Annotated in this window: 27 protein-coding genes; 5 read left to right on the top strand and 22 right to left on the bottom strand. The window is 61.1% G+C overall.

Annotated features, from left to right (window positions below):
- Window positions 1–4 precede the first annotated feature (4 nt).
- From QQK16_RS13985 to QQK16_RS13885, 21 genes are all read right to left on the bottom strand, one after another.
- Window positions 5–802, bottom strand: coding sequence for a hypothetical protein (locus QQK16_RS13985; protein WP_284197100.1), 798 nt, complete (start codon window positions 800–802; stop codon window positions 5–7).
- Window positions 799–1,230: a hypothetical protein gene (locus tag QQK16_RS13980; RefSeq protein ID WP_284197099.1), complete on the bottom strand. Its 432-nt coding sequence runs from the start codon at window positions 1,228–1,230 to the stop codon at window positions 799–801. Before QQK16_RS13980 ends, QQK16_RS13985 begins: the two co-directional genes overlap by 4 nt.
- Complete coding sequence (locus QQK16_RS13975) at window positions 1,230–1,907, bottom strand: hypothetical protein (protein ID WP_284197098.1); 678 nt, start codon at window positions 1,905–1,907, stop codon at window positions 1,230–1,232. Before QQK16_RS13975 ends, QQK16_RS13980 begins: the two co-directional genes overlap by 1 nt.
- Window positions 1,908–1,910: 3 nt before the next feature.
- Window positions 1,911–3,449: a hypothetical protein gene (locus tag QQK16_RS13970; RefSeq protein WP_284197097.1), complete on the bottom strand. Its 1,539-nt coding sequence runs from the start codon at window positions 3,447–3,449 to the stop codon at window positions 1,911–1,913.
- Window positions 3,446–4,855: a hypothetical protein gene (locus QQK16_RS13965; RefSeq protein WP_284197096.1), complete on the bottom strand. Its 1,410-nt coding sequence runs from the start codon at window positions 4,853–4,855 to the stop codon at window positions 3,446–3,448. The genes QQK16_RS13970 and QQK16_RS13965 overlap by 4 nt, the downstream gene beginning before the upstream one ends.
- A gap of 396 nt (window positions 4,856–5,251) precedes the next feature.
- Window positions 5,252–5,410: a hypothetical protein gene (locus QQK16_RS13960; protein ID WP_284197095.1), complete on the bottom strand. Its 159-nt coding sequence runs from the start codon at window positions 5,408–5,410 to the stop codon at window positions 5,252–5,254.
- An 83-nt stretch (window positions 5,411–5,493) separates the two neighbouring features.
- Window positions 5,494–5,883 (bottom strand): hypothetical protein, encoded by a 390-nt coding sequence (locus QQK16_RS13955; RefSeq protein WP_284197094.1) that lies wholly within the window; start codon window positions 5,881–5,883, stop codon window positions 5,494–5,496.
- A 22-nt stretch (window positions 5,884–5,905) separates the two neighbouring features.
- A complete protein-coding gene (locus QQK16_RS13950; RefSeq protein WP_284197093.1) occupies window positions 5,906–7,183 on the bottom strand; it encodes a hypothetical protein in 1,278 nt (425 codons plus the stop codon).
- Window positions 7,183–7,755, bottom strand: a complete 573-nt coding sequence (locus tag QQK16_RS13945) for a hypothetical protein (RefSeq protein WP_284197092.1) — start codon at window positions 7,753–7,755, stop codon at window positions 7,183–7,185. The genes QQK16_RS13950 and QQK16_RS13945 overlap by 1 nt, the downstream gene beginning before the upstream one ends.
- A complete protein-coding gene (locus QQK16_RS13940; RefSeq protein ID WP_284197091.1) occupies window positions 7,748–9,529 on the bottom strand; it encodes a hypothetical protein in 1,782 nt (593 codons plus the stop codon). Before QQK16_RS13940 ends, QQK16_RS13945 begins: the two co-directional genes overlap by 8 nt.
- Complete coding sequence (locus QQK16_RS13935) at window positions 9,526–10,203, bottom strand: hypothetical protein (protein WP_284197090.1); 678 nt, start codon at window positions 10,201–10,203, stop codon at window positions 9,526–9,528. The genes QQK16_RS13940 and QQK16_RS13935 overlap by 4 nt, the downstream gene beginning before the upstream one ends.
- A 1-nt stretch (window position 10,204) precedes the next feature.
- Entirely contained in the window at window positions 10,205–10,567 is a 363-nt protein-coding gene (locus QQK16_RS13930; protein ID WP_284197089.1) for a hypothetical protein, read from the bottom strand.
- 81 nt (window positions 10,568–10,648) lie between these two features.
- On the bottom strand, window positions 10,649–11,638 hold the full coding sequence (locus QQK16_RS13925; RefSeq protein WP_284197088.1) for a N4-gp56 family major capsid protein: 990 nt from the start codon (window positions 11,636–11,638) through the stop codon (window positions 10,649–10,651).
- A gap of 44 nt (window positions 11,639–11,682) precedes the next feature.
- A complete protein-coding gene (locus QQK16_RS13920; RefSeq protein WP_284197087.1) occupies window positions 11,683–12,540 on the bottom strand; it encodes a hypothetical protein in 858 nt (285 codons plus the stop codon).
- Window positions 12,541–12,951: 411 nt separating this feature from the next.
- Complete coding sequence (locus QQK16_RS13915; protein ID WP_284197086.1) at window positions 12,952–13,158, bottom strand: hypothetical protein; 207 nt, start codon at window positions 13,156–13,158, stop codon at window positions 12,952–12,954.
- Window positions 13,159–13,169: 11 nt separating this feature from the next.
- On the bottom strand, window positions 13,170–15,350 hold the full coding sequence (locus QQK16_RS13910; RefSeq protein ID WP_284197085.1) for a cell envelope integrity protein TolA: 2,181 nt from the start codon (window positions 15,348–15,350) through the stop codon (window positions 13,170–13,172).
- 7 nt (window positions 15,351–15,357) lie between these two features.
- Window positions 15,358–16,791 carry a terminase large subunit domain-containing protein gene (locus QQK16_RS13905; protein ID WP_284197084.1) on the bottom strand — a complete coding sequence of 478 codons (1,434 nt, stop codon included), beginning with the start codon at window positions 16,789–16,791 and terminating at the stop codon, window positions 15,358–15,360.
- On the bottom strand, window positions 16,745–17,284 hold the full coding sequence (locus QQK16_RS13900; RefSeq protein ID WP_284197083.1) for a terminase small subunit: 540 nt from the start codon (window positions 17,282–17,284) through the stop codon (window positions 16,745–16,747). The genes QQK16_RS13905 and QQK16_RS13900 overlap by 47 nt, the downstream gene beginning before the upstream one ends.
- Window positions 17,278–17,871 (bottom strand): hypothetical protein, encoded by a 594-nt coding sequence (locus QQK16_RS13895; RefSeq protein WP_284197082.1) that lies wholly within the window; start codon window positions 17,869–17,871, stop codon window positions 17,278–17,280. The genes QQK16_RS13900 and QQK16_RS13895 overlap by 7 nt, the downstream gene beginning before the upstream one ends.
- Window positions 17,871–18,347: a lysozyme gene (locus QQK16_RS13890; RefSeq protein ID WP_284197081.1), complete on the bottom strand. Its 477-nt coding sequence runs from the start codon at window positions 18,345–18,347 to the stop codon at window positions 17,871–17,873. The genes QQK16_RS13895 and QQK16_RS13890 overlap by 1 nt, the downstream gene beginning before the upstream one ends.
- The gene (locus tag QQK16_RS13885; RefSeq protein WP_284197080.1) at window positions 18,344–18,562 is read right to left on the bottom strand and encodes a hypothetical protein; all 219 of its coding nucleotides are present in this window, start codon (window positions 18,560–18,562) and stop codon (window positions 18,344–18,346) included. The genes QQK16_RS13890 and QQK16_RS13885 overlap by 4 nt, the downstream gene beginning before the upstream one ends.
- Window positions 18,563–19,085: 523 nt before the next feature.
- On the opposite strand from QQK16_RS13885, the gene QQK16_RS13880 reads away from it, so the two are divergent.
- The gene (locus QQK16_RS13880; RefSeq protein WP_284197079.1) at window positions 19,086–20,420 is read left to right on the top strand and encodes a hypothetical protein; all 1,335 of its coding nucleotides are present in this window, start codon (window positions 19,086–19,088) and stop codon (window positions 20,418–20,420) included.
- A 317-nt stretch (window positions 20,421–20,737) separates the two neighbouring features.
- Window positions 20,738–21,289 (top strand): transporter substrate-binding domain-containing protein, encoded by a 552-nt coding sequence (locus QQK16_RS13875; protein ID WP_308447051.1) that lies wholly within the window; start codon window positions 20,738–20,740, stop codon window positions 21,287–21,289.
- Between the two features lie 186 nt (window positions 21,290–21,475).
- On the opposite strand, the gene QQK16_RS13870 is transcribed toward QQK16_RS13875, so the two are convergent.
- Window positions 21,476–22,003, bottom strand: coding sequence for a hypothetical protein (locus QQK16_RS13870; RefSeq protein ID WP_284197078.1), 528 nt, complete (start codon window positions 22,001–22,003; stop codon window positions 21,476–21,478).
- Window positions 22,004–22,137: 134 nt separating this feature from the next.
- On the opposite strand from QQK16_RS13870, the gene QQK16_RS13865 reads away from it, so the two are divergent.
- From QQK16_RS13865 to QQK16_RS13855, 3 genes are all read left to right on the top strand, one after another.
- Window positions 22,138–22,824, top strand: coding sequence for a LexA family transcriptional regulator (locus QQK16_RS13865; RefSeq protein WP_284197077.1), 687 nt, complete (start codon window positions 22,138–22,140; stop codon window positions 22,822–22,824).
- Between the two features lie 38 nt (window positions 22,825–22,862).
- Window positions 22,863–23,315: a GNAT family N-acetyltransferase gene (locus tag QQK16_RS13860; RefSeq protein ID WP_284197076.1), complete on the top strand. Its 453-nt coding sequence runs from the start codon at window positions 22,863–22,865 to the stop codon at window positions 23,313–23,315.
- Window positions 23,316–23,494: 179 nt separating this feature from the next.
- The gene (locus QQK16_RS13855) at window positions 23,495–25,780 is read left to right on the top strand and encodes a S8 family serine peptidase (protein ID WP_284197075.1); all 2,286 of its coding nucleotides are present in this window, start codon (window positions 23,495–23,497) and stop codon (window positions 25,778–25,780) included.
- Window positions 25,781–25,849 lie beyond the last annotated feature (69 nt).

Genomic DNA, 25,849 nt, shown 5'->3' with positions numbered 1-25,849 from the left:
TGTTTCACCAGAGTGCGGGGTACTTGTCCAGCTCGGAATAGGCGCGGCGTATGTGATCCTTTGCCTCGGCGGGACTCATGCCGCCCTGCTTTAGCTTATGGAATTCACCCCGGGCCTTGTTCATCATGGCCGCTATGCCGATAGGGCGCCCCGCGCTGTCGCGCTGGCCATCGGCTTCCTCGACATACTCGCCGGTGGCCGGGTCAGGGTTGGGCACCATCTCGGTGGTACTACGATAACGGTTGGCACGCGCACCGTTCTGCGCCAGCACGGTGCGCGGGTCCACGCCCAGCGCCCACAGGGCGGCGTTGATGTTCGCCACCTCTTGCGCGGTGCCCTGCTCCGTCATCGCCGCGCTGGGCTTGGCGAACTCCAGCATTTGCCGCTTTGAGATCAGCGGTACGACCTTTGCTAGATTCTGCTCGCGCTTTGCCTGCTGCTCCTTGTCGAATTGGTTGCGTGCGTACTGCGGCCCCTGGCTGATACGGATTTCCTTCTCCCGCCGCGCAGCGGCGCGCCTCTCAGCCTCCAGCGCGCGCGGGTCATTGGCCAGGGTCAAATCGGCCTCTAGCTTGGCCTTATAGGCATCCAGCTGCTGCTGGGCATTGCGAGCGCTGCGGTGATCATCCTCCGCCGCATTGGTACTCATCTCGATGCTGTAGCGCCGCTGCCAGTCCGAAAACAGCGCCTCCCGGTCCATCACCTTCTGTTGCTCCTGCACCCTTCGGTCGCTGTCCTTGGCCATATAGGCGGCACCGCCCTCTAGGCCACCCAGCAGCGCCTCAACCAAGCCCCGGCTCATTGCACGCTCCCCTTGCCGTTACGGTACATGTGAACAGTCAGCGCCAGCGCACGACGCGCCAGCAGCTTGGGCTCATTGTCGCCCAGCAGTTGGGCGGACTGAGCCATTTCCAGCAGTTTGGCCACGACCATGGCGCAGACACGGCTGAGCGCCTGGGGAGGGATGGCCCGCCGCATGCTCTTTACCGTGTTGGTGGCACTCTGCAACAGATTGACAGCCACCTCCGCCATGGCCATTTCCAGGTCACGTGCACCGTCCTGCAACTCCTGCAGGATGGCCTGCTGCGTCTCTGGCGAGCTGATCGCCTCTTTCAACAGCCCGGCCACTGCATCCGTTGCCGCATCGCCACCACCCGCCTGCGCCCGCTGCGCTGCCGCAGCGCCCGGCCGCTGATCTTGCTGCAGTTGTTGAACTAGCCCCACCATCATTACCCCCCAAATCTCACGCCAAAGGTAGCTGCGCTGGCGTGGGGCGTATTCGCCACGCTAGGTACAGCCTTCATCTGCAGGAGGCGCTTGTGCGCTTCGTCGCTGGCCGCCGCCTCTGCAGCAACCCGCTTGTCTATCAATCGCTCTTCCGCCTGCAAGCGCTTGTCCGCCTCCTTACTGCCACGCCGGCCAGCCAAAGCGCCATTGATTACCGTGGAAACCAGCCCGGTAAGGCGTGGGTCACCGTTCATCAGGCCACTGACCAAGCCGCTGCCACCTCCCTTGCCACCGATAGCCGCACCAACAGCAGGCCCAGGCCCAGCCCGACCCCCACCGCCACCCATCAGGTCAGCGCCATTCCAGATGGCACCATCGGTGATGCCAGGTAAGTACTGCGCTAGTTCGTTCAGTGGGTCCACGCTGTAACTGGCTGAGTTCTCATAGCCAGCGCCACCCTGGCGCAGCAGCCGGGTATTGGCACTGGTGTTGATCTCCGCATTGCGTGCATCCGGGTCGCTGGAAAAGCCCCAGCTGCTTTGCCCGGCAGTGCCGCCCTCTCCGCCAAACAGTCCACTCACCCAATCAGTGCTGTCGTCAAACAGCCCACTCACCCAATCCGACGCACCGTCGAAGCTGTCACCGAAGAAGGTGCCTACCGAGCCCCAAAAATCATCCATGGCCTAGCCCTTTCCTTTCATCCAGTTACCTACCAAGCCAACACCAGCCTGCAAGCCCAGCGCCAGCGGGTCCACCTTCTTGCCCAAGACCAGATTGCCTGCCGCATTGCCGGCCAGTTGCCCGGCATTCACACCATTACTGAGCAAAGCCTGGCCGAAATCAGTGGTATTGATGGCGCTAGAAATGCCATTGGAAAGACCTTGCGTCAGCTGATTGCCCAGCATGGACGTGATCAGGCCCACCAAGTCCACCTTGCCGTTGTTTTGCGCCGCCTGAATGGCCAGCTTGCTGGCAGCATTGCCCACCGTACCGTCACCCGCCGCCCCAGCGATCCCCTTGGCGCCATAGAACGAGGCAATCACCGAAGCCAGCGTATGCATGCCGGCCGCCGCCTTGGTATTGATACCCTTGGCCGCCGCCTCCTTCCAAGCCTCATCGCTGGCACCGCCCATCTGATTGAGGATGGGCTTATCGTCAGTGCCTAGCACACCGTTCCATGCCTTCGTGCTGAACGGGTCGGCGGAGCCATACAGCAGCCTTGCGGGGTTGTCCTTGACCTGGCCCATCATCTTCTTGAAGTTAAAAGCCTCAAACTTCACCAGATCCTGCAACCAGCCCTTGCTGCGGTTCTTGTTCTTACCCAAGGCAGCCAGCACCAGGTGCTCGTTGGCCATCACGCCATAGCGGTCGTCGTACTTGAACAGCGCACCACGCACCAGCTTCTGCTGCTCCGGCGTGCTAGCCCCCACCTCCTGGTAGATCGCCGGCAGCATGCTATTGATATCGTCGTTCAGTGGCCCCTGGTTGCCGAGCTGCACATAGCCCTTGTATTGCGCATCTGAGCCCGCCTGATACGCCTTCGGCAGGTCATAATTCCCCCCCAGGGCACGCGCCTGCTGCACCGACATATTCGCCGTACCCAGCCCGCCCGTAGCACGCAACTTCGCCTTGGCCAGCGCATCGGCTGCCGACAGCACTCCGCCGCCCGCATCGCCGCCGCCGCTATGCGCATCAGAGAACCCCACACTGATATCGTCGGCCGCCCCCTCAAACCCCAGCGCACGCCGCATGTCGTCCCGGCTACCATAGACCGCCGCATGCATCGGCCCCGACTCACCCTTACCCCTACGCTCCGTATAGGCTGGCTTGATGACATAGCGGCCATCTGTCGCCTTGAAAGCATCCAGATACTCCCCCAGCTTGACGCTCTGTCCCTCGCCCGCCAGCAGCTGATACGACTTGTCAGCCGTCGCCTTGGCCTTGATTTCGTCATCCAGCCAGCCATACACACCCGCAGCGCGGCCGTTGTCGCCATCACCCAGCCCGGTGTAGCCCGAGCCATACAGCTTGAATGGCGCCGCCGGCGTCGCTGGGTTAGCTGGGGGAGGCGTAGTCCCCGCCGGCGGCGCCACGCCGCCTTCCACGATACCGTTGATCAAGCCAACACCCGGCCGTACCAAGCCATGAACCATCATGCCGCCCCCAGCCTGCCCCAAGCCCGGTGGCGGCGCCGAGAGCTTGGCACCCAAGCGGAAGCTCATAGCCGCCCCCGATCCGGCAGGTTCTGTTCAGGACCGCGCCAGATATTGCCTATGCCCATATCAATGTCCGGATACGGCGAGCCCCGGCCCCCAGAGCGGCCGCCAGGCTCCCGGTCATTCGGCACGTTCCCCACCTCGATAGGCGCGCCCTGCTGCTCCACCGCATATAAGTCGCCGTTGGGCAGTTGCAGGTAGCCCTGGCCATTCGCGCCTTGTACGTAAGTGCCTGTCATACCGCCCAGGGTGATTACCTGACCATGCTGGGGCGGGGTGGGCGAGTTGTATTCCGCCGGCGCAAACAAGGCCGTGGGCAATGGCGTCTGGCCCGTCGCCGGCGCATCCTGGGTCGGCCCCTGCGGCGTACGTGTAATCACGCCTGCGCCCGGCAGCGTGGCGGGTGGTAGCGAGTTGGTGAGATTGGCCGCCGTACCAGGCGATGGCGCCGTCGCACTGCCAAAGTACAACGCCTGCAGATGCTGGAACTTCGACTGCTTGATGGCTTCCGAATCGGTGCCATCAAGAATACGGAAATAGAGTTCCGAGTACGTGTTGAATTTCTGCGTATTCAGCTGGTCCTGTGCCATCCGCATGGAAACGTCGTACTGCCTCTGCCGCTCAATGCGGTCCAGATTGGCCTGGTTCAATGTGAAATTGCGGTCCAGCGCCTTCTGGTCGGCGTTGTAGGCGCGATCCTTATCCGCCTGGGCGGCCGTGTAATCCTGGTTCAGCTGGTTCTGCGACGCCGTAAATCGGTTCTGCGCCTGGTCACGCGCCATGCCCACATTGGCATTGAAGCCGGCCAGGTTAGCCGTGTTCTTGGCGTTGGCGTTGAACATGCCGATCTGGTTCTCGGCATTAGCATTGAAGGCCTTGGCGCTGTTGTCTGCGTCCTGGTTGGCACGGCCCTGTGTAAAGTAGGTATTGGCATCCTGCGAGGCTACCGGCAAGGCCTGGCTGATCATCGCCTCCGTGCCTGCCTGCGCCGCCATCGAGCTGTTGACCAGGCCACGGGCGCCCGACATCTGCATGGCCTTGCCAGCGGCCTGCTCCAGCAGCGGCGAGCCCTCCGACAGGATGCGGTTCAGATGGTGGCTGGTCAGGTCGGTGCTCTGCACCGCGCGTTCAGTCGCCAGGTAGCCAGCGGCGTTGGCGGTAACAGCGGTCGGTGCGCTGAAATCCTTGCCCTTGTCGTAGCCGTAGGTGTAGCCCCACTCCTGCGCCAATGTATTATCACGGCCGGCAATGCCGTCTATGCCCTCACTCTGCTTGACCGTGCTGGTGCGGCCGTCATTCCACTTGAGCGTGGCCGTACCGTCGCCATTGTTGGTGCCCTTGACCGCACTGCTGCCGAAATTGTAGGTGCTGCCGGCGCCCGAGCCCCAGAAGGCGCTCCAATCCTTTTTCATCTGGTCAGATATGACACTACTTACGATTCCCGCCATGGCGCCCCCAATGAAAAACGCCCACGGCTGGACAGCTCGCGGGCGCAATGAAAAGCAAAACGCCCACGGCCAGACGGCACATGAGCTTTAGATAATTTTTACAAGTGTCGCAATAAGCACGCTACAAGATGCCATCCCAGCCCTGGTCGTCAGCCTAGCTGGCAACTGGGTCGGCACGCAGGAAAAGCGGGGCTTGGGCGCCAGGAATAGCACCTCGGCCGGTGCATAGGTAGCGATGCCGGCCAGCACCTTGGCACACTCTACCAGCGTGCTATAGAACCAGGCTATTGCCTCATGTCGATCCCGCACATTGTAGACGATGCTGGCAATTGCCTTATGATCGTAGGGATTGCCCATTTGCTACTGGGCGGCCGCCAGCGCTATGGCCTCCTGCTGCGGCGCGCAGGGGTAGCGCTTGATGCACCAATCAGCCGCCCTGACCATGAACACCGGCACGTTGGCTTCCACTCCCCCGCCCGGGAAAACTGCCACATGGACCGTGCCGGTACGCTCATCCAACTGGCCGCGATAGCTCCAACATCAGCAGCTCAGTCCCTGGATAGCATAAGCGCCAGCCGCATAGCTACGCGAATAGATGTTCTTCACGGCAGCTCGTCGGGTTGTATGGGGTCCAGCATGATGCGCACGCGCTCAGCCTCGGTCAGCCGGAAGGGCTCCGGTATGTAGGGCAGCGACATGAGATTGATGAAACGGGCAGCCTCCGTCATGCCGTAGTTCACATTGGCCGAGAACTGCAGGAACAGCATGCCCGTGGTAATCTGCATGCGCAGCGCTATGCGCTGGTTCTGGTCAGGTGTCAGCAACTGGGCGTATTCATCGCTGTTCAGGTACAGCGTAATGGCGGCAAACTTGTTGCTGATGCCGTCAGGCATGGCAGGGAAGCGCGCAATGAAGGCGCGTTTGGACATGACCATGGAAAGCGTGCCCACGCCGCCCAGGGCGGGTGGCACTAGGTAGGGGTAGTCATCCATTGATTGCCCCTTTCGTGTATGTTCAAGCAACGCGAACATAAGCTGTGACACCGCAGAGGTTGTTGGAGCCGCCCGATGGCCCCAGGCCGCCGTTCAACGGCATGTCCACATTGATGCCCACATACTCGCCGCCACTCAGCCAATTGGCAGCGTAGCCTGCCCAGGTGGCTACAGCGCCGGTGGGCAGGAAGGCCAGGTTAGGGCCGATGGCGATAGCCAAGGGGCCGGCATTGAGCACGTCAACCGGGAATGCCAGCTGACGGAACTCCACTAGCTGCAGGTCGCTGCTATAGCCGAACATCGATGCCTTGGAGTTGCTGCCGGCGCGCCCGCCGCTGATCAGCAGGCGCGTCCCATCGAACTGCAGCCCAACATGGTATGCGACCGAAACGGTGCCGGCATAGGACGGGCTGCCGCTGACGCTGCCGGGTATGTTAGCGACCGTCCAAGAGCCATCAGCCCCGGTGGCCGAGCGATACAGCACTCCACCACCACCCAAGACAAAATGGGTGGCGGTCGCGCAGGCTGCATATGTCTGGTTGCCCGGCAAAGTGCGCGCGGCCCAGGTACTGCCGTCAGCGGCAGTAGACTGCGACGCCGGAACCGCTGTGTTCGAAAACACCAGCCAGCGCGCCGCACCCAAGCTGGGCAGGACTGCCAAGAGGGGAGAGTTATAGCTACCCGCCAGGTTGCGCACCGCCATGGCCGTGCCGTCAGCAGTCACGGCAGCCTGTGCGCCCGCCGTTCCCGAGACGTAGCCCGCCACCACCAGACAGTTTGTGCCATCGGAGCGGACGCGCACGTTCGCCGGGGAAAGGGTTGCGCCTGGCGCAATGCTCGCGCCAGCGGTAAAGGCCAGGCCGTTGGCCGAGTAGCTACAGTAGATATGGGTGGAACTATTGCCGACCACCACAAAGCGGCTACCCGTCCACGCCACATCCACTGCCACCACCCCCCCAGCCAGGTTATGCGGCACCAGCTGCCAGCTCATACCGCCGTTCGTCGTCACCAGCACATGCGTGGCGTGGCTGAAACAGGCCACGGCGGTCAGCACGTTATCGGTGGCCACCCCGACGACATTAGCGCCCATCGGCAGCGTCACGGCAGCCGTGCCGAAGGCCTGCAGCTCTGGCATGGCAGCAGCGCGCGGGTACATCGAAGCCAGCGCCAGCGTGCCGGTGCGCAGCCAGATTTCCGCCGTCTCCGGGTGCGGCCCCCACTTGATGCCCCGCTCCGGGAACGCGCGTATATCCCCTATCTGGGCGCCACTGCCGCCCATGAACTGACTCGCCTCACTCATCAAATCACCTTCCAGTAGCTGCCACTCCAGCGAAACCCTATGCGCGCAAACCGCATGCGCACGTTGATGGGTTCGTTGATGGCCGTGTTTTCTATACGGGCGCCAGCATGGGGATAGACCACCAGGCGGTTGCGGTGGAAGTTCTGTGCCGCATCCTCAAAATGCACTTCTGCCAACAGCGCCGGCGCACCAGGTAGCGTGCGTGTGATGATGCCCCCCGTGGTATCCACCTGCTCCAAGGTATTGCGCGTGCTGGCGCCGCTGACCGAAACAGGCACCGGTATGGGCCTGTCCAGCGCACTGATATGCGCCAGGGTATTCAGCACGTAGTCCAGGTTGGCCAACTGCAGGCCGCCGGCCGAGGCCGCTGCCGTTGGCGCGGTGGGAATGCCCAACAGCGCTGGCGATAGCAGCGGCGCCTTGGTCGCACCCACCGCGACATGGTTGTCCAGCTCGGCCTGTACCTTGGCAAAGCCCAGGGTGATGGCGTCGAAATGCGCCTCCACATCCGCCGCCCGGGCCTTCTGCCCGCCCAGCAGATCGGGCGCATTGTCGTAGAACCGATTAGCCACGCGATTGCCCCCTTTTCGAGTAGTAAACGTGCATCGCGGCGATATTGAACGTATCAACCTCGTCGCTCTTGCCGTAGATCAGAAAGCCCACATTGCTGGCTACGCCCTCCAGGTAGGCATTCGGCGTGGCCACGATGCCCTCATCCCACACAAACTCATCCCAATTGGCCACGTCCCAAAATCCGCCGGCGCCACGGGTCTCCAGCGTGTAGGTGCTGACGCGTTGCGTGCCATAGTCATAGTCAGGCTGCAGCAGCAGGGTAAACGGGCTGGTCGCACTGACTTCCAACTGAATGCGGTGATAGCGCTTGCGCACGCCCACCCCGCCATGGCTCACATAGGGCAGGCGGAGAATGAACTCCATGGGCAGGCCATCAAATGAGGTGCCGCGCTCCAGCTCGTAGACATAGCCATCCAAGCCCCCCACGAACTGCCGCTCAGTGCCAGCCAGGTCAGCGCCCACCACCCCACACACAAAGGTATGTGCATACTGGCAACGGCCGAATCCCTTGATTTCGGTACCCAGCAGGGTGGCCACGATGCAGGACCGATCAGCCAGGAACAACTGATAGCGCCCCAGCGCCTTGGACATTAGCGCAAAGTTGCTCGGCTGCCCGGCAAGCAAAGGCTCTATCCGTGAGCTGGCCTGGCTGGCCTTGAAGTCGCCAAATGCCTGTACGGCCTGCAGGAAGCCCAGCCCGGCCTCGTCATAGGCCAGCACATCCCCGCCTATGTCTTTGGCCGTCTTTGGCTTGCAGCCGCCATGCGAGCTAAACGACTTAAGCGCCCACTCATTCGGCTGGCCACCGTACAGCAGATGCAGCGAGCTACGGCCATAGGTGGCCAGCACATCGCGGGTAGACACCAGATCGGTAATCACGTCACCCGTGCCTATCTCCCCCGCACCCAGCCGAGGCGAGAAGGTGGCCGGCTCGCCTATGCCGCTGTTTTGCAGCGAGCCCCCTGCAAAAGCCAGGAATAGATAGCCCTGATGCACACACAGCGCGGTAGGCTTGTCCAAGGGCATGGCCGTCTTTAGCTGGCAAAACACCGTACCGTCAAATTCGAACGCCGGCCCAGCGCCGTCCACCCCATACAGGCGCAAGCGGTCGCTGGAGCCATAGAAGTTGTGGCAAATGGTCCGGTAGTCACCACCGGCAGCCTGGCTATGCGGCGTAACCGGCCCGGTCGCCTTGGCCTTGGTCACTCCGCCCACTTGTACGGCATTGCCGGCAGCCCATACCCCAACCACCGTATCGACCACCAGCCGCCCCGTTGCTGCGGGCGCCCCAGCGAAAGAGCCCGACGATATGACCAAGCGCCGCACTATCGCGCTCGCCCCGCTGCCATTGGTGATAGTGTCGCCCTCCGCGATAGGCTGGGCATGGGCGCCGGCGTCGTAGGGCAGGTAAGTGCCCAGCGACACTGGCACCCACCCCGCCCCGGTCGCCTTCCACATCAGACAGGCTGTCGCGCCCGGATTGTCACGCCATGCGTACAGCACGCCCTTGAGCATGGCCACACCCCGCACGGGCCCCGCCCCTGGCACAGGCGCAATGGCCGCCCTCCGGGCATCGCGCGCGGCCCGGTCGCCCAGGGCAGACGGTGCCGGCTGGCCATCATAGCGCTCATATCCACGTATGCGCCGATAGCCACCGTTGAGGTCACACACATAGTTCTGCATGAACAGCGACATGCCCGGCCGCACGAACAAGGGCGCCGACGACAGGTCCAGCCCGCCGGCCAGCGCCGTGCTTGCCTGATAGTGACTCATGCAAGGCCCCCCAGAACGATTTCAATCTCTGGCAGATAGCGGTTGCACAGCCGCCCATAGGCGCTGCGGTACTTGGCATTGGCCGACTGCCACAGCTCACCCACACAGTCCTGCTCTGCATAGCTACAAACAGCACGCCAGATGATGGCCATACAGTCCTCACTGTCGATCAGCGGCACATCCAGCGGCTCCACCAGATGCTGGGCCCGTCTGCTATAGCCGAGACTCACCCAGTAGGCCGCTACCGGCGCCGCATTGAAGCGCAATACCCCGCTCGGCAGGCGGGTAAGCGCAGACGGCTTGCTGGCCGCCACGGCATCGCGCTCGTACAGCTGGCGAAAGTCCGTGTAGGCCAGCCACTGCAGGGGCACCGAGTCGGCGCCGTCGTGTATCAGCAGGAAGTCCTTGCAAGGCTCCCGCCAATGCGGCGCCAGCCCCGGCGTGCCAGGCGCATCCGCCAACACATAGTCGCGCTGACCCGGTACCAGCTGGAACACCAGCGTATCGTCCAGAAACGTCCAGCCACGGCGGCCAGACTGAATGTCCAACCAGGCAGTAGCGCACCAGTCCACCATATTGCCGGCCATGCTCTTCTGGTTCACCGTGCTGGTCGGCCCCTCGCCAGAAAGGCCACATTCCCGCCAGGCCCGCCGGCACAGGGTCAGGAAGTCCATGCTATTCGCCCTTGTCGTAACCGTGGAGCTGCGCATTCAGTACATTGGCTTCCTCTTCCGGCTCGCCTTGATCGTCGTAACGCTGCTCCACCTGATTCAGCATCGCCAGCCAATAGGCCTCCGGGATGGAGACCTTCCTGCCACGCTCGATCTGGATGGTCTTACCGTTGACCGAGGGTGACACATACGGGACGTCGCCCTTCGGCCCCTTGGGCACAGTCACCCACACGCGGCGGGTCTTCATGGGGTCATCCTGCAGCAGGGTTTCATCCACGCCAGCAATCTCGGCCAGCTGGGCGCGCGTCAGCTCGCTCACATCCGCAACGCTCACCTCGGCCTGGGCCTTGCTCGTCTTGGTCGTCATCTAGTGCTCTCTCAAAATGGAAAGGCCGCCAGGCGGGATAACCTGGCGGCCTTGAATGTGCCCTACAGCACGGGGATTGCCTTACAGCTGTGTGCTGGCCACTTCCAAACGCGCCATCCACAGCTCGTTCAAGCGCATGACGGTGGTCCAGAACTTGTAGCCGACAAAGCCCTTCTGCCCCAGCGGGTCGGCCTTGGACTTCTCGCCGGTAGGCAGCACGGTAGGCTCCACCGAGTCCGCTCCCCGCACCGCGACATGGGCGTAGGCGTCCTGGGCGGTAAACAGGATAGGGTACACATCCGCGTTGGCGCCGCCGGTGGACTTCATGGCACCCTTGGCGCCGCCGGCATCCGCCCAGGGCGTGAGCTGGGGCGAGGTGATGAAGCGCACATTCTCCAGCGAGCCAAACTCATTGGGGTGACATGGCTTCATGGTGCCGTAGTCAGCTACCGTCTTGAATCCCGTCAGATTGCGGATATCGTTCTCCAGGTCGCTGGAGCAAAACGCAATGAAGGACGGCTCTACCGAGCGGGTGTTGTAGCGGGTGTCACTGCCCTGCATGGTAGTAACCGGCTTGGCCTTGTTGCGGCGCAAGAACTCGACCACCGCACGTATCCTCGCCACAGTCACCGTCGTATTCACTGCATTACGAGCAGCGCCATTGCCATAGAACACGGTGGAACCGGCTTTCAGCACACCATAGGTCACCGCCTCCTTCACATCGATCATGTTCTGCGAACACACCTGCATCATGTCCTGCAAGACCGGGTCCTCCGCCAGATCGGTGACCTTGTCGGTGGTCTCAATCAGGTTGCCATACTGCTGCACCGTCGCCGTCACCCTGTCATAGGCCAGCGCCACCGTCGAAGGTGTCACGCCCTCGGTCAACGGCGTGGTCGAAACCGGCAGCAGTTGGGCCCGCCGGGCGCTTACCATCTGGCTCTTGTTCTTGGGCATGCGTATCTGCTGACCAAATTTCGTCAACACTTCCTGGCTCTCCGCCAGGCTCAGCATCTGCGCCATCAGATAAATATTGGGTGCAGTTACACCGGCATAAAGGGTTTGGGGCATATCTCAGTCCTTGTTCAAAAAACAGTTGTCATCACGGCCCGCCATCAAAAACGTGGCAAGCGGCCGGACTTGATCATCTGGGTGTAATGCGCGAGCTGAGACTCAGCATCCTCCGGCAAGACGTCCGACGCTGGCGCACGCAGCTTTCCTCGCGGCGAGGCCGAGACTTCCAACGCCTGGCGGCGAGACTGGCTGATCCGATCTATCCGGTTAACCACCGATTGCTGGCTGGCACTGTGGGCATCAAACCGCGCCAACAAAGCATAGGCATCCCGCACATCGGGCGATTCGGCCAACAGGCGCACACCAGGTGGTTGCTGCTGGAACCATTGAGCGAAGTCGGGCGAGATGAGCGTCTCATAAGCCCCGCTGCGCACCGACTCCAGCGCCTCCAGTGATTGCTGCAGCAAAGCCTGTTGGGCATCCTGATTGATAGGCTCAACGATTTCCGCCACCGCATTGGTAACCTGGGCAAAGGCCTGGTCCACCCTTTGCTCCAAGGTGCCCGCCAAGTCCGGAAAATCCAGCTTGGTGCGCTCCCATTCCGGATCACCCTTCAATGGACTACCCAGGTTGCGCAAGCGGTGCAAGCGCTCCTGCAGGGCCCGTTGTCGCCCGCGGTCAGCCTCAGACCGGCGGCTAACCTTGCTTAGCTCATGCTCAATGCGATCGATCTCGCTCTGTTGCACATCAAGCGCGGCAGCCACCTCTGGCGCGGCAGGCGTATTGCCCCCCGTGGCAGACATCCCAGCGGGCATATTGCCCTGGGTTGCAACTGGCGCGCTCCCTGGCTCATCAGGGGTATCGCCCTGACGCACCATGTCGGTGTAATGCGCCAACAAGGCATCATCCACCGATTCATCTGGCACATCAGGCAGCACTGCATTGTTTTCTTCCTGCATTTCCCTACTCCTCTGGCGGCCAGGCAACCCTCACCCTGCGGCCAGTCAGGCATCCCCTGCCCGCTCCTGCAGTAGCAGGCCTAAGAGCCTGTTCAAAGTCTTTTCGCCACGTCGCTGATCTGGAAAATGGCCAGGCACAAGGCGTGGTGCGCAGGCAATAACAAGTTATTGCCAAGCGCCACAACGCAGTGAATGGCCGTTTTCCAGATCAGCCCTTCGGGTTCGCAGCCTTGCCGGCGAATGGCGGCGTTGCAAGCCGCTTACGGTACCCGTACCGCTGCGCGGCTTGCGCCTTGCCCTTCATCCGGCAAGGTTGCGAACGACGCGGTGAAAAGACTTTGAACAGGCTCTAAGGGAGGCAAACAATAAAAAACCCCGCTCAAAGCGGGGCCACAGCACCATCAATCCATTTCAAACGTATAAATCATCATCCGGTGTTTCCACCAAGGGTGCCCCGGCGAGCGTCAGTATCCGTAGCACCGCCGCCAACTGACCCCGCTCAAACTCGCTGTCAGCCGGCGATAAGCCCCGGCATGCCAACTTCCTGGCAGCATCCCGCTCTATCAAGCGGCAGCGCACCACCACCGCCTCCCATTCCGGCCTTACGCTCTCATTCATCCCAACCTCCCTCACAGGCCCGAACCGTAGGCCGCCTTGATCTGCTGTTCCGCATCAAACAAACGATGCTGGCTGTCTATCGCCATACGCCGCTCGGCAAACTTGGCGGTCAGTGCCTCCAACTGTGCCCGCTGGGCAGCATCCAACTCAGCCAGCTTCAATTGCGCCTGCACCTGCCTCGCTTCACGCTGCATAGCTAACTCCTCCCCTTTCAGTTGCAAGGCCTGTTCCCTCAAGCGCATGTCTGCCTGGGCCACTTCGCGCTTCAACTCGATATGTGCCATTTCAGCCGGATCAAGTTGCGGCGTTGGCGGGGCCTGCCCCTGCGCCTCTTGCTGCATCTGTTCATCACTTTTCATAAAGCGCTCCGGGTCCACCCGCATCAGTTTGAATATCTCCCGGCCCATCTCCTCATAGTCCACCCTGCGCTGCAATATCGGATTGGCCGCAGCCATCTGCATGGTCTGCAGCAAAGCCTCTATCTGCCCCTCCTTATCCAGCAAAGCCGTGGTTCCGCGCGCAACTACCTGAAAATCTCCCTTGATCGACGGTTCCGGGTTGTACTGCATATTCCAATCGTACAGACGGCGGATAAAAGGGCGGGTAATCCCATCATCAAAACTCTTCACAATACGGCGCAACACCGTATTGGCGGCATTCATCAAAATGGTCATGCCTTGCGCAGTGCGCGTCGCATTACCCTGGCTGCCGCTGGCAATCTGCGGCTGCATCGTTTCCTCATCGATCAGGCGTAGCGCCATATTGAACAAGGCCATCAGTTCCTGCACCTTGTTGGGCACATCAAAGAAGGAAACCGCATTCCGGACATCATAATTAGGTGGTGCTTCCTCGGTCGTCACCCAGATTCCCCTGGGTTTGATGCTGAATTTACCTCCACTCTGGGGCTGTATCATCGCCTTGTTGACGGCCACCTGCAGGCCCGCAGACAACGCCCCGTTATCAACCAGCATGCGCCAGGTCGCATTGGCCACGGCCTGGCTGCTCGCCATCATGTCCGGCACGCCATAGCCAAACAGCGAAACGTCCGATTCCTCCAGCACAAACGTCTGGTAAACCCGCTCCTGTGTATCCAGCGGGTTCAGCAAAGCCTTGATGACTATGCCATCCACCAGTTCCACCACAACATCGACATCATCAAGCGGATAGTCATCCGGCACGTCAAAGCCAGCCCGCTGCCACTGCTCGCGACTCAAAGGGCCGTGATACTGAAAGCGCTCAAACCGCCGCGTCTGGGTATCGGACAAACCCATCAGCCGCCGCCGTTCAACCAAGGTGGTATCCGTCAGCACTGGCGCCTCCAGGTGCTGATCCAGCAAGCGCCTCACCTGGCTCTCAATGTAGCCCCCACCCTCACGCACCAACTGCCGCAACTGCCGCTTGGTCAAGGCATCCCGTTCAAAAACAAAATCGGCGTCATCCACCGACAACGCCGACATATCCGGGAAAAAGTCCCACGGGCTGACCCGTCGCGCCACCGGGCGGGTATCTGTCTCCCGCTCTGCCACGTGCACCGTCCGCAAGCCATCACTGAGAGGCACCCACTGCGTATGCGCCTTACGCTCTGCAATCGGCCCCTTCAATATCCCGGTGCCGAACAAGGCTGCATCGTGCAACACCGCACGTATCTCTCCCACGTAGTTGCACTCGGCCAGTTGGTCCTGTATCACCGCATGCATCGCCTCACTACGCTGCCGCGCAACACGGCTAATCAGGTGCTGCAAGACTGCAGCAGGCACATTGGCAGGGTCTGCACCTATCGCCGCCAGGTCCTCGGCATAGAGTCGGATATCCGGTTTGGGCGTGGGCGATATACCGAAATTGGTGTCATTGGTCGGCAGCAGGATATCGGCCAACCTCGCCTCCATGGTATTCACCTTGGGTCGGGTCAAGTTCACAAAAGCCTTGGAGCCGCCACTGGCAGCAATCGTCCGCTGCGTCTCTGCCTCGTACTCACCGCTGAACTGGCGCAAGGCACGCAGCCAGCGCTCCTCTATCGGCCTGCGCTTGGCTACTGTCTGCTCCGCCAGACGCTTCAGCTCCTGGCCTATGCCGTCCAGGCATTCCAAGCGTGCCTCCAACTCCACCGACGCCTGCTGTCCTGTCACGCCTATTGCGGCATCCAGCATCTCGCCTGCCGCGTCATCACCGTGCAGCATCATATGTTCTCGCATCGCATCCTCAATAGCCGGCGTAGGTATCACCCACACGCTCATCCACTACCACTTCCGCCGCACGCGGCTTTACCTGCGCGGCCCGCCGCATCATCACCGCATAGCGTGTCGCACTCATCAAGTCATCGGCTTCCTTCACCACCTGGCCGTCCTTGCGGTGATACAGCCGAAACTCCTCAAACCAGTCCGCCAGGTGGTCAAACACCTTGAACCTCCCCGTCTGCATCCACTCCAGCATCAGCATCAGACCAGCCTCGACACTATTGGAACCATCCTCGAAGGTCGCCCGCTCAGGCAGCAACCTCAAACCCTGGCGCCGATACTGCTGCGCCAACGGTTCACCGCTACCCTTCTCACTATTGAGCCCATCGTGCGGCCAGGCCAGCGGTATCCAGGCACCACGCGGCTTGATTGCCGCCGCATGCACCACCGGCGTCACCTCCCGTTCGCGATAGCAGTCCGTCACATACACCGTATCGCTATCCCTGTCCCAGGCCAGCCAAACCGCCGCAAACGGGTGATCCCAGCCAAAATCGATACCCACCAGGCGCGGCCAATGCACAGGTATGGCAAAGGCAGGTACCGCCAGGCTGCTTTCCGCCACGGGGAAAATCCGGCCACTCCCCAAGGTCGGTACGCCGCTGGCACGCGCCTCCCGCTCATGTGCCGGAAAGCTGGCAATGATGCGCGCGCGCTCCTCTGCCGGAATATGCTCAGCATCGTCTATCGTCATATTGGTATCGTGCCTGTCCGCTGTAGGTGTCACCAAAAAACGCCGCACCACCTCACTCATGCCTTGCAAGGGCGTAAATGTCATGGCCACGCAGCCCCGAGTGGCAATGGTCCGTGCCAAGCCCTCGTCGTAGATATCCGCCGGTGGCTCCTCATCAAACCAGACAAAATCCACAGGTGGCCCCTGCCACTTACGCCGACCCTGCGCATAGTTCTTGAATCGCAAGGTGCTCCAGCTACCCGTCGCATGCCTCACTTTGATAAAGTCGAACAGGTTGCTGACGCCAGTCGCCATCCCATAGTCGCCCAAACGGTCACGTGGAACCGCGCCCGTCCCCAACTCCCCCACCAGCCCCAGCAAGGCACGCTGTGGGTTATCACGGGTCGACTCCCCCGTTTCGGATGCCGCCCAAGCCAAGATGGGCCTATCCCAGCGTCGCCCCTGCCACCAATCCGGATACATGCCCGTCAAGTGGAAGGCCAGCTCAGCGCCACAGCAAAACGTCTTGCCATTCTGGTTGCCCGCGCGTAGCAAGCGCTCACGAAAAACCGCACTGGCAGCATGAAATTGCTGCTGCTTCCGATACGGCCGGTACACCAGCAGACGGTTCTCCCGCAACCGCCGCCCCCTCTCATCCAGCAAGCGCAGCAACTGGCGCCGCTTATCCGTCGCCGCTGAGCATGGCAATCCGTGCGTCGAGTTCAGCATCCGTCAGCTCTTCCAGTTCATGTTTCACCGTCTGCTTGTCGTTGAACAAACCCAGATGGCGAGCGAGACTATCAAGCGCCGCCTTCTTATCCAGCAGCTTGACCTTCCTGATAGTCGACCCCTCGCCCGCTGCCAGCTCCGCCACATCCATGGCGGTCAGCACCGCCGCCGAATCCGCATCCAGCTCCAGCACCGTTTTCAAGCGCCCATCGGGATGAAACAACCGCCTTGGATCAAAAAAAGCAATGCGCGCATATTCATTCAGCACCCTGTCCTGGCTGATCTCCGTACGCTGCTGGCGGGCCGCCATACGCTCCGCTATCGCTTCCGCCACCGCATCGACCTTCAGCAGGCGATGCGCCCCGCTAGCCGCAGCGGCCGCGTTGCGCGAGGCAAAACCCGCGCGCAGATAGGCCGCCACGCCGTTCATATCCACCAGGTACTCGTCCACAAACCGTTGTCGCCTGGGCGACAGTTTTTGTGCATTCACCATGTCCACCCTGCCCGCAGGCGAGGATCCAGGCGCGAATCCTGCGCCAGCAGCTCCGCCCCAAGGCGTAGTCGGCCTATATCCCGCTCCAGCCAGATACCCGCCACACGCTGCCGTGGTGACCAGCTCAGGCCTGCAGCCCAGGTGCTGGGTGGCGCCGACAAGCGCATCGGCGTCAGCGGCATGTCCAGACCAGCGAGCACCTCGCCGTCAGGTGAACTCGCCACCACACGCGGCCCCCCTTCCGCATCTCGCACCAGGCTCACATCAACCTGTACCGGGTCACACAGGCAGTCCAGCGCAAACACTGATTCCGTCGACCGGGTTTCAGGTCGTACATGCAACTGGATACGGCGCTCCTCCACACTAGCCGTCGGCAAGGCATGCACAGGCTTGCCAGCCTTGGCAATTGGCTGCCTCGCCAATACCAAGGCACCGTCAGCCTGGCGCACGGCCGGCGCCGGCGTTATCACCTCGCTCCGCTCAACCTCACCAAACAGCCAATAGCCCAGTAGCAGACCCGCTCCCACCAGGGCCGTCAGCAGCGCCAGCACGCCCCCTAACTTCAAATACGCCCATGCCTGATTCATCACAGCACTGCCCTCCCTTCGCATACAGCCCGCTCATGCGCCCTGCGCCTGACCAGCCCTGGCCACTGCCGGCCTCCCGCGTAAGTCCAACGGCTCAGCTCCGCACAGGCACCCATCAAATCCCCCGCCTTCGCCTTGCGCGCCAAGGTAGATCGACAAAGCTGGCGCCCACCCACATTGAAGGCAAACGAAGTCAGTGCCGCCTGCATCCCCACAGGTAGCGCCACCGGTATGCAGCGCGCCACATCCGCCATGGCAACACGTGTGCCCGCCACCAGCATGCCGGCACATTCTTCAGCGCCATAAGCCCTTCCCATCCGCACGGCAGCACCTGTTTGTCCAAAACAGGCGGTTGGCACCCCAACCGGGTCCAGATAAGCCTGGCGTACCTCCCCCTCATGCGGGGCAATCAACAAGGCGGCCAGCAGCAAGCTCCCTGCCGCTCCTGCAGCAATCAAACGCCCGCGCAAGCTCATGCCCGCCTCCGCAACCAACGCCCAATCCTGCGCAAGCAGTTAGCACCACCAAACTTGTCACGCCACAGCACCAGCAACTGCATCACCGTGTAAAGCAAAGTCACCAACAGCACCAAGTCAGACAACTGCAGGCCTGCCAATGTCATCGCACCAACCGATACCGGCGGTGCCGCCTTGATCGCCTCCAGCCCCACGTCGTATGTTCGTTGATCCATCCCTCATCACCCTCCAGAAACGCAAACGCCCAATCCGGTTGGCATCAACTGGATTGGGCGCAGAAACGAAAAAACCCGGCACAAGGCCGGGTTTTTGTCGCACTTATTGAAAGTAACGGAGCAATGATCTCACACTTCATGCCGCAAGGCAAGTACCCAGCGCCGATTGCGAACTCAATACATTTATGGGATTTGACGGATTGGGCAGCACCGGGAAGACCCGGACCGGCAAACGCAGCCAGGATAGCCCCCATCACCGCTACGAAGGCGCATCCCGGCGCGGGATAGCCACAACGAAACGGTTAGTGCCAAGAGCGGCAGACACAACCCAACCTAGGGCCTTGCTGCGCAAGCACAGCAATCAGGCGCGGAAAGCTCGCAGCGCCGAGGCAGATGCGCGGTCTTCGTAGCGCCGAATGTCGCCAAGGCCAAACCCGCTGCCGTCCATCTTGCCACCCAACCAAGCTTGCCGGCACGCGCTACGCTGCCAGCAATGCCTGATACAACCGTCGCAGGAGGTCTCATGAACCGTCACATCGCGCTACAGCTACTCCTGTGCAGCAGCATGGCCCAGGCCGCCATCACGCCAGATCAAGTGTTCGACTGGGCGGAGATCCAATACTACGCACTGTTTCCAGGCAACAGCAGCACCGCACAATACGAAGGTTATACCTATCGCTATTACCCACAGTCCAACAACTACCTCGCCGTCAAAGACGGGGACAACTGGGTACTAGGCACCATCGCCAGCAGCCCACTCAAGATCGCGCCGGTAGCCGACTACCAATGCCAGGTTCTGCCTGACGTGTGTGTAGACAACACCACCCGGTCCGCACTGACCCATGCCGTCACCAGCTTCTCCCAACTTTTCAGCCAAGGCCATCCCAGCGCCGATCAACTGACGCCTTTGCTTGCCGACGACTTTCTGCATAACGACAAGCAACGCAGCACGCATATCGCCGACCTTATCGGCGACGCCGATACCCTAGGCATGCAGTTTGCCAATGTACAGGTTCAAGCCCTGTCAGGCGATCTGGCCACAGTCAGTTTCGATGTATTGGATGCACTGGGCACCCTGCAGGAGCGGGTGTATGGCATGCAGCTGCGTAAAATCAACCAGCAATGGCTATGGCTAGGCAATCAGCAACGATTCGAGACAGGCGCCTGGGCACAGGCCTTACGCCACAGCCGTAACAATGCAGCAGCAACCCTGAGTCAAGGGCTGGAGTTCTCCATCATTGATGCCGATGCCAGTAACAGCAGCGATATCAGCCACGCCATTATTACCGGGCCAGGCCTGCCTGTTGCCGGCCTCACCTTTGTGCCCGGTACGGGCGGTGCAGGCAATCAATGGGTCACCACCTTTACTCAGCCAGGCGGCACCGCCAGCATCACCTCGCCCTACTATCAGATCAACAACGACACCACCATCCAGCGCATTCCCAACGCCGCCATCTATCAGATGCAGTTCTACCGGGCCGATGCCAGCCTCGCCTACATCTATCAGGCCCATATCCTTCAGCGGCCGCATCTCGGCGCCGAAGCGCTTGCCCTCAGCTATCCCGACTTCAGCCCCGCCAGCCAACAGGCCTTTGCAAGCTATCTGGGTGGCGCAATCGCCATCAGCGGCACCGCACCTGCAGGCATAAAGTACGTATGGGCCTATCTGAAACTCGTCGGCAATGCTGGCACAAGCCAAGCCAGCGGCGACTACGCCATCAGCGAACAAAGCTTCACCGCCACCGATCTGGGCACCCAGATCAGCAGCATGCAAACCGTAACAGTACGCAACAGCCGCATCTCCTACCGCGACAACCACTATCGCAGCATCATGACTGAATACTATTTGGGACCTTGACCGCCGTCGCCGTCCGCCGCCCGCGCACCCAGCAAAGCGCCATAGCCCAGCTACACTGGTCTGATGATTGCACCTCGGCTCCCCACCTGGTCCATGCGGCCCTCATGGCTCAGATTCACGACTGCCCTGTGCCTGCTCAGCCTCGCCTGCAGCCACGCCCTGGGGGCTGAAAGCATCATGCTCAAGGTGCCATCCCAAAGTGGCACCGAACCCAAGTACCTCGCACTGCCCAATGGCAGCAAAGGTGGTATTTGTATTGATGTATTCAGGGCAATAGAACAGCTGGAGCCCACCAACCGTTTTAGCCGCGACCAGGAATTGAACCCGCCGCACGTATCGAAGCCTCGATGGCAGCGGGCTCGATAGATGCCGAATGTGGCTTCTCCAAAACCCCTGAGCGAGAGGCCCGCTTTATCTACGCCGAACCCGCCCTGTTCCAGGTCCGCTACCACTTGGTAGCCCGTGCCGACGATGCCGCATCCGTCCAGCGCTGGGACGATGTACGCAAGCTAGGCGATAGCGGCATCATACTCACCATACTTGGGTTCGGCCCGGTCAGCCGCCTGCGGGCCCTGGGCAGCTTGCAGATAGACTCCAACGCCAAGACCCCCCACCAATCTTCAAAAACCACTGGCTGGTCGCGGGCGTTTTTCTATCACCGACGGCCCAGCATCAAGAGCGATATTCGTAAACTGGGGCTGAAAGGAAAAGTGCGCACACTACCCACCGTCAAGGATCGCCAGGCCTTCTATTTGACGTTTGCCCGGCATATACGGCCGGCAGTCATCGAACGTATCAAGGCAGCGCCACGCCAGTTGGAGAAAACCGGCGATCTCAAGCACCTCGCCGATAAATGGGATGACAATTAGGGCCTACACTGAACTTGCACACGCGAGCGTAAAGATACCTGCAGCGCAGGCACCCGGGAAACCCGGGTGCTCACCATGGCGGCAACTCAAACAACGGCCCGACCTTGATTGAGCCCCACCCCTACCCCCGCCCGCCGGCGGGGAAGCTGGCTTCGAAGCCTCAGCTGTACACCTTGACAGCATGCCCTATGAACCTGTGCGCGACGCCTCTTGAGCCGGCCGCAGGAGTTCGTCGAATCGATGCGCCACCGCCTTCAGAGCAGCCGTGTATTGCGCATCCAGCTCAGCCCACACCGCGTGCTTGTAGCGATGCGCCGTCGCTGCCGAGCAACCCGCCATGCCTGCCAGCTCCACCTCCGACCCCGCAGTCGCCCCCTTCTGGCTAACAGGTGTCATCCACATCCTTGCCGCATAGCGCGCCGCCTGAAAGCCATACTTGCTCGGCACACTGTCCGCCGCCGCAATACTCATATTTTCGCGCATGGTTGGGTTGAACAAGCCAAACACCACGCACTTCTGCCCCACCGGCAGGCTAGAAAGAAAAGCCATCACAACTGCCGCCTGAGCATGCTTGTCATGCGCTGACATCCCTACCGGCCCGCCTCCCCGTACCTCGGCCGACCCCGCGTCATAGCATCGCGCACTACGCAATATCGGACGCTCGCTCGTCTCAAACGCCCACGCCAACAGATGTGCCGCCGATTTGAATTGCATCCCTTCTCTCCTCATTCTTGTGAGTACCATCGCCTCAATGCGGGCGCTACCACCCCACCAATTGTACGTCATCGCGTACGGTAATTCAACGAAATGGGCGCGCATTCGTACTTATTTTGCAAGACAATCCGGCAATGCGTACTCTATCCGAACGAATGCAAGCAGCCGCCGATGCTGCGAAGGTCTCACAGGCCGACATCGCAAGGCACCTGAGCGTATCGCGCTCAACGGTCAACCAATGGTTCAATGGCCGTGCGCACAGCCTCAGTGCAGACTATGGCGCGCGTGTTGCCAGCTTCCTGAACGTCAATGCGCTCTGGCTGTCCTCAGGCAAAGGCCCCATGCGGCCGGGAGAGATACCCGCAGGCGCGGCCGTTGCTGCGTACAACGATTTCACCGAGCTGGACGAACAGCGCTACGTCAAGGTCCCCAGCTATGATGTGGGCCTCTCTGCCGGAAATGGCAACCTGGCCTGGGTTGAGCATAGCGAGGATGACCCATTGGTATTCCGTGCCAGCTTCTTCAAGGCGCGGGGGCGTAAGCCCGAGAATGCCAAGGCACTTTATGTACGTGGCCGCTCCATGGAACCCGAGCTGCGCGATGGCGACACCGTCGTCATCGATATCGCCGACACCCGCATCGTTGATGGCGAAGTCTATGCAGTACTAGTTGGCGACCAACTCTTCATCAAGTTCGTTGATCGCCTTACCGATGGCATCCGCCTGCGCTCGGCAAATCCCGAGTTCGCCGCTCAGGACATACGTGGCGACGATCTGGAGCGCTTCAGGGTGCTGGGAAAGAAGTTCTGGCGCGCAGGTTGAACGCAGGCCCATTCATCATCCTCCCTACCATGATACCCATGCTTCATATACAAGCAGAAGATCCCGCATCCCTCGATGCCCAGCTATTGATGGACGAACTCTCGGCGGTGCTCGCACACATCACCGGCGATAGTGGGCGAGCCTCCTTCGACCCGGATGACGTGCGCGCAGCCAATGCTGCCTTTGTGGTCGCCCGCAACAACACAGGCCAGGCCGTCGGCTGCGGTGCTTTCCGTCCCCTGGGTGATGGCATTGCCGAAATCAAGCGCATGTATTCCCGGCCCGGCCATCAAGGTGTAGGCTCGGCCATACTGGCCCACCTTGAAGAGCGAGCCCGTACCCTGGGCTACCAGACACTCTGGCTGGAGACCCGCAAGGTCAACGAGCGAGCAGTCGGCTTCTACCGCGCTCGCGGCTTCCAGACCATCGACAACTACGGCAAATACGTCGGCAATACCAAGGCCATCTGCTTTGGCAAGCAACTGGGCTGATGCTTACACGCCAACGCAAGCGCACAGACCGAATCGTTCACCATCCTAGTCCGGGAAAAAAACTGCAAGCCCCTCCCTGCCACGGGGGTAACCTGTCCGCCCGATTGGATTCAGCCGTGCCGCTGGTCTAATCTCACTTGATCCAACATCCATCGCAGTCCGCTTTATCCGGAGTCCCCATGACCGCCTCACGCAGTCTTCTCAGCCTTATCAGCCTGGCGCTGGCTACTGGTGCGTTTGCCCAAGCCCGCCTGGATGCCGCCCTTCAAGCCATTGCCCGCAATCCTGCCCTGCAAGCCCAGGTCATTCCCGCCAATGCCGGCAGCAAGCCCAATATGGTGCCTGCGCTGCTTCGCTTTGAAGGCAAGGGCCTGGATGCCGCACGCGCCAGTGGCGTCACAGTGCGTGGCGTGCTGGGCGATGTTGCCTCTGTAGATATCCCCAGGAATAAACTACGACAGATCGCCAACTTGCCTGGTGTGATGTTCATCGAGGCGGCGCGCAAGCTCAGTCCCAAGCTCGACAGCAGCGTCGCTGCCACCAAGGCCAATACCCTACGCAGCGGCACAGGCTTCAACCTGACTGGCGCGACCGGCAAAGGCGTCATTGTCGGTATCGTTGATGATGGCATCGATTACCGCCACATGGATTTCCGTAAGCAGGATGGCAGCACCAGGCTGCTACAGCTGTGGGACATGCGTGCCAGTGGCGCATCAGGCGCGCCTCCCAGCGGCTTTACCTATGGCGGTATCTGCACGGCTGCCATGATCAACGCGGCCATCCAGGGCAACAGCACCATGTGCCGGCAACCGTCCAGTGGCGGCCACGGCACCCATGTTGCCGGTATCGCGGCTGGCAATGGTCAGGCAACGGGGGGCGCCATGGCTGCTTTCCGCATGGTGGGCATGGCGCCCGAGGCCGACATTGTCTCGGCTAACGCCATAGGCAGCGGCGTCGCAGCCAGCAACGCCGTGGTCGATGCCGTTAGCTATATCAAACAGGTCGCCAGCCAAGCCGGCAAGCCGGCTGTGGTCAACCTGAGCCTAGGCAGCTATTTCGGCGCGCGCGACGGCACCTCCAATTATGAGCGCGCCTTGTCCAACGCGGTCGATGCTGGCTTCATGATAGTCGGCGCCGCCGGTAACGAAGGCGATGCCAAGATACGCGCCAGTGGCAATATCAGTCAGGGGGAGACCGTCACCGTAGGTTACGAGGTCCCTGACGGCAACCAAACCTATTACCTGGAAATGTGGTACCCCGGTACTCAGTCGTTCAGCGTACGCGTCACCGGCCCAGGCGGCATTGATTGCGATAGCGGCCTGATTGCCGTCAATCAGTCCATAGACAAGGAAACCAGTTGCGGTCAGATTGTGGTGGCCTCCACCGACACCCTGGCCAGCAATGATGACAGACAAATCTATATTACGCTGAATCCCAGTGCCGCCGATGTTACCGTGGGCAAGTGGGGCATCTCCCTTACGGCCAACTCGCTCGGCGGAGCACCAGGTCGCTTCAGCCTCATCGGTGGAGAGGACACCAGCGGTGGCACCTTTACCGATCACACCGACAATGTCACCAGCGAGATCATCACCGACACCGCCTCGGCCACCAATGTCCTTGGCGTTGCAGCCTATGTCACCAAGCGCAGCTGGAAAGCCATAGACGGCAGCACCTACAACGTGCCGGACGATGTCGTAGGCGACATCACCGGCTTTTCCAGCCGTGGCCCGCGTCGCGACTGCAGCAATTTGGCCAAGTGCCCCGCCATCATGAAGCCTGAAATCACCGCGCCCGGCGCGACTATTTTTGCGGCATTGGCCCAGGACGATAACGATGTTGCCGAAAGCAGCACCGATCCGGATGGCAAACATGTAGGCAAAAGCGGCACCAGCATGGCCACGCCACATGTCGCCGGCGCCATCGCCCTGCTGCTGCAGAAAAAACCCAACTTGACGCTCGCCGAAGTCAAGCAGGCCCTGCTGGGTCATGTCCAGACCAATGGTTTCGTGGGTACGCTACCCGTTTACAATGCTCAGACCCTGCTCCCGCAATCACCCAACTACACCTGGGGCTACGGCATACTTGATGTCGCGGCCGCCTATAACGCCATCAGTTTTGGCCCCACTTTCTCGCTGGCACGCTCGGCCACCGCAACCGAAGTCAGCTACAACGCCACCATACAACCCGGCAGCGCCGACCTGGGCAAGACCGTCAATATTTATATCGGCGTGCAGGTAGGCAACAGCCTCTTCCTGCGCAATGGCAGCAACTGGGAACTCTACGCCCCGCCCGCCATTCCAGTGGCAAGTACCGCCGTCGCCAACACCAGCATTCCGGTACACATCGCCACCATCCCCCTCGGCGTCAACAACGACCTCATTGGTTCGCAGATCTATGTGGGCTACGGCAACAGCGTCGATGAAATGCTCAATGGCAAGGTTGCCATGCCAGGCTTCGTGCAGTAATCGCACATAGTTGATATGAAACCAGGGCGCTTCTTCCACCAAAGAAGCGCCCTGATCATATGTGGATTC

The sequence above is a fragment of the Chitinimonas prasina genome (assembly GCF_030160395.1).
GTDB lineage: Bacteria > Pseudomonadota > Gammaproteobacteria > Burkholderiales > Chitinimonadaceae > Chitinimonas > Chitinimonas prasina.
This window is presented reverse-complemented; position numbering and strand designations above follow the sequence as displayed.

Coding starts and splice junctions, on each gene's coding strand:
- QQK16_RS13860 (WP_284197076.1), top strand. CDS start 22,863: ATGCTTCATATACAAGCAGAAGATCCCGCATCCCTCGATGCCCAGCTA.
- QQK16_RS13955 (WP_284197094.1), bottom strand. CDS start 5,883: ATGGATGACTACCCCTACCTAGTGCCACCCGCCCTGGGCGGCGTGGGC.
- QQK16_RS13965 (WP_284197096.1), bottom strand. CDS start 4,855: ATGAAAAAGGATTGGAGCGCCTTCTGGGGCTCGGGCGCCGGCAGCACC.
- QQK16_RS13865 (WP_284197077.1), top strand. CDS start 22,138: ATGCGTACTCTATCCGAACGAATGCAAGCAGCCGCCGATGCTGCGAAG.
- QQK16_RS13985 (WP_284197100.1), bottom strand. CDS start 802: ATGAGCCGGGGCTTGGTTGAGGCGCTGCTGGGTGGCCTAGAGGGCGGT.
- QQK16_RS13920 (WP_284197087.1), bottom strand. CDS start 12,540: ATGCAGGAAGAAAACAATGCAGTGCTGCCTGATGTGCCAGATGAATCG.
- QQK16_RS13940 (WP_284197091.1), bottom strand. CDS start 9,529: ATGAGTCACTATCAGGCAAGCACGGCGCTGGCCGGCGGGCTGGACCTG.
- QQK16_RS13905 (WP_284197084.1), bottom strand. CDS start 16,791: ATGCTGAACTCGACGCACGGATTGCCATGCTCAGCGGCGACGGATAAG.
- QQK16_RS13870 (WP_284197078.1), bottom strand. CDS start 22,003: ATGCAATTCAAATCGGCGGCACATCTGTTGGCGTGGGCGTTTGAGACG.
- QQK16_RS13885 (WP_284197080.1), bottom strand. CDS start 18,562: ATGGATCAACGAACATACGACGTGGGGCTGGAGGCGATCAAGGCGGCA.
- QQK16_RS13880 (WP_284197079.1), top strand. CDS start 19,086: ATGAACCGTCACATCGCGCTACAGCTACTCCTGTGCAGCAGCATGGCC.
- QQK16_RS13890 (WP_284197081.1), bottom strand. CDS start 18,347: ATGAGCTTGCGCGGGCGTTTGATTGCTGCAGGAGCGGCAGGGAGCTTG.
- QQK16_RS13915 (WP_284197086.1), bottom strand. CDS start 13,158: ATGAATGAGAGCGTAAGGCCGGAATGGGAGGCGGTGGTGGTGCGCTGC.
- QQK16_RS13925 (WP_284197088.1), bottom strand. CDS start 11,638: ATGCCCCAAACCCTTTATGCCGGTGTAACTGCACCCAATATTTATCTG.
- QQK16_RS13950 (WP_284197093.1), bottom strand. CDS start 7,183: ATGAGTGAGGCGAGTCAGTTCATGGGCGGCAGTGGCGCCCAGATAGGG.
- QQK16_RS13910 (WP_284197085.1), bottom strand. CDS start 15,350: ATGCGAGAACATATGATGCTGCACGGTGATGACGCGGCAGGCGAGATG.
- QQK16_RS13970 (WP_284197097.1), bottom strand. CDS start 3,449: ATGAGCTTCCGCTTGGGTGCCAAGCTCTCGGCGCCGCCACCGGGCTTG.
- QQK16_RS13930 (WP_284197089.1), bottom strand. CDS start 10,567: ATGACGACCAAGACGAGCAAGGCCCAGGCCGAGGTGAGCGTTGCGGAT.
- QQK16_RS13975 (WP_284197098.1), bottom strand. CDS start 1,907: ATGGATGATTTTTGGGGCTCGGTAGGCACCTTCTTCGGTGACAGCTTC.
- QQK16_RS13980 (WP_284197099.1), bottom strand. CDS start 1,230: ATGATGGTGGGGCTAGTTCAACAACTGCAGCAAGATCAGCGGCCGGGC.
- QQK16_RS13895 (WP_284197082.1), bottom strand. CDS start 17,871: ATGAATCAGGCATGGGCGTATTTGAAGTTAGGGGGCGTGCTGGCGCTG.
- QQK16_RS13855 (WP_284197075.1), top strand. CDS start 23,495: ATGACCGCCTCACGCAGTCTTCTCAGCCTTATCAGCCTGGCGCTGGCT.
- QQK16_RS13935 (WP_284197090.1), bottom strand. CDS start 10,203: ATGGACTTCCTGACCCTGTGCCGGCGGGCCTGGCGGGAATGTGGCCTT.
- QQK16_RS13900 (WP_284197083.1), bottom strand. CDS start 17,284: ATGGTGAATGCACAAAAACTGTCGCCCAGGCGACAACGGTTTGTGGAC.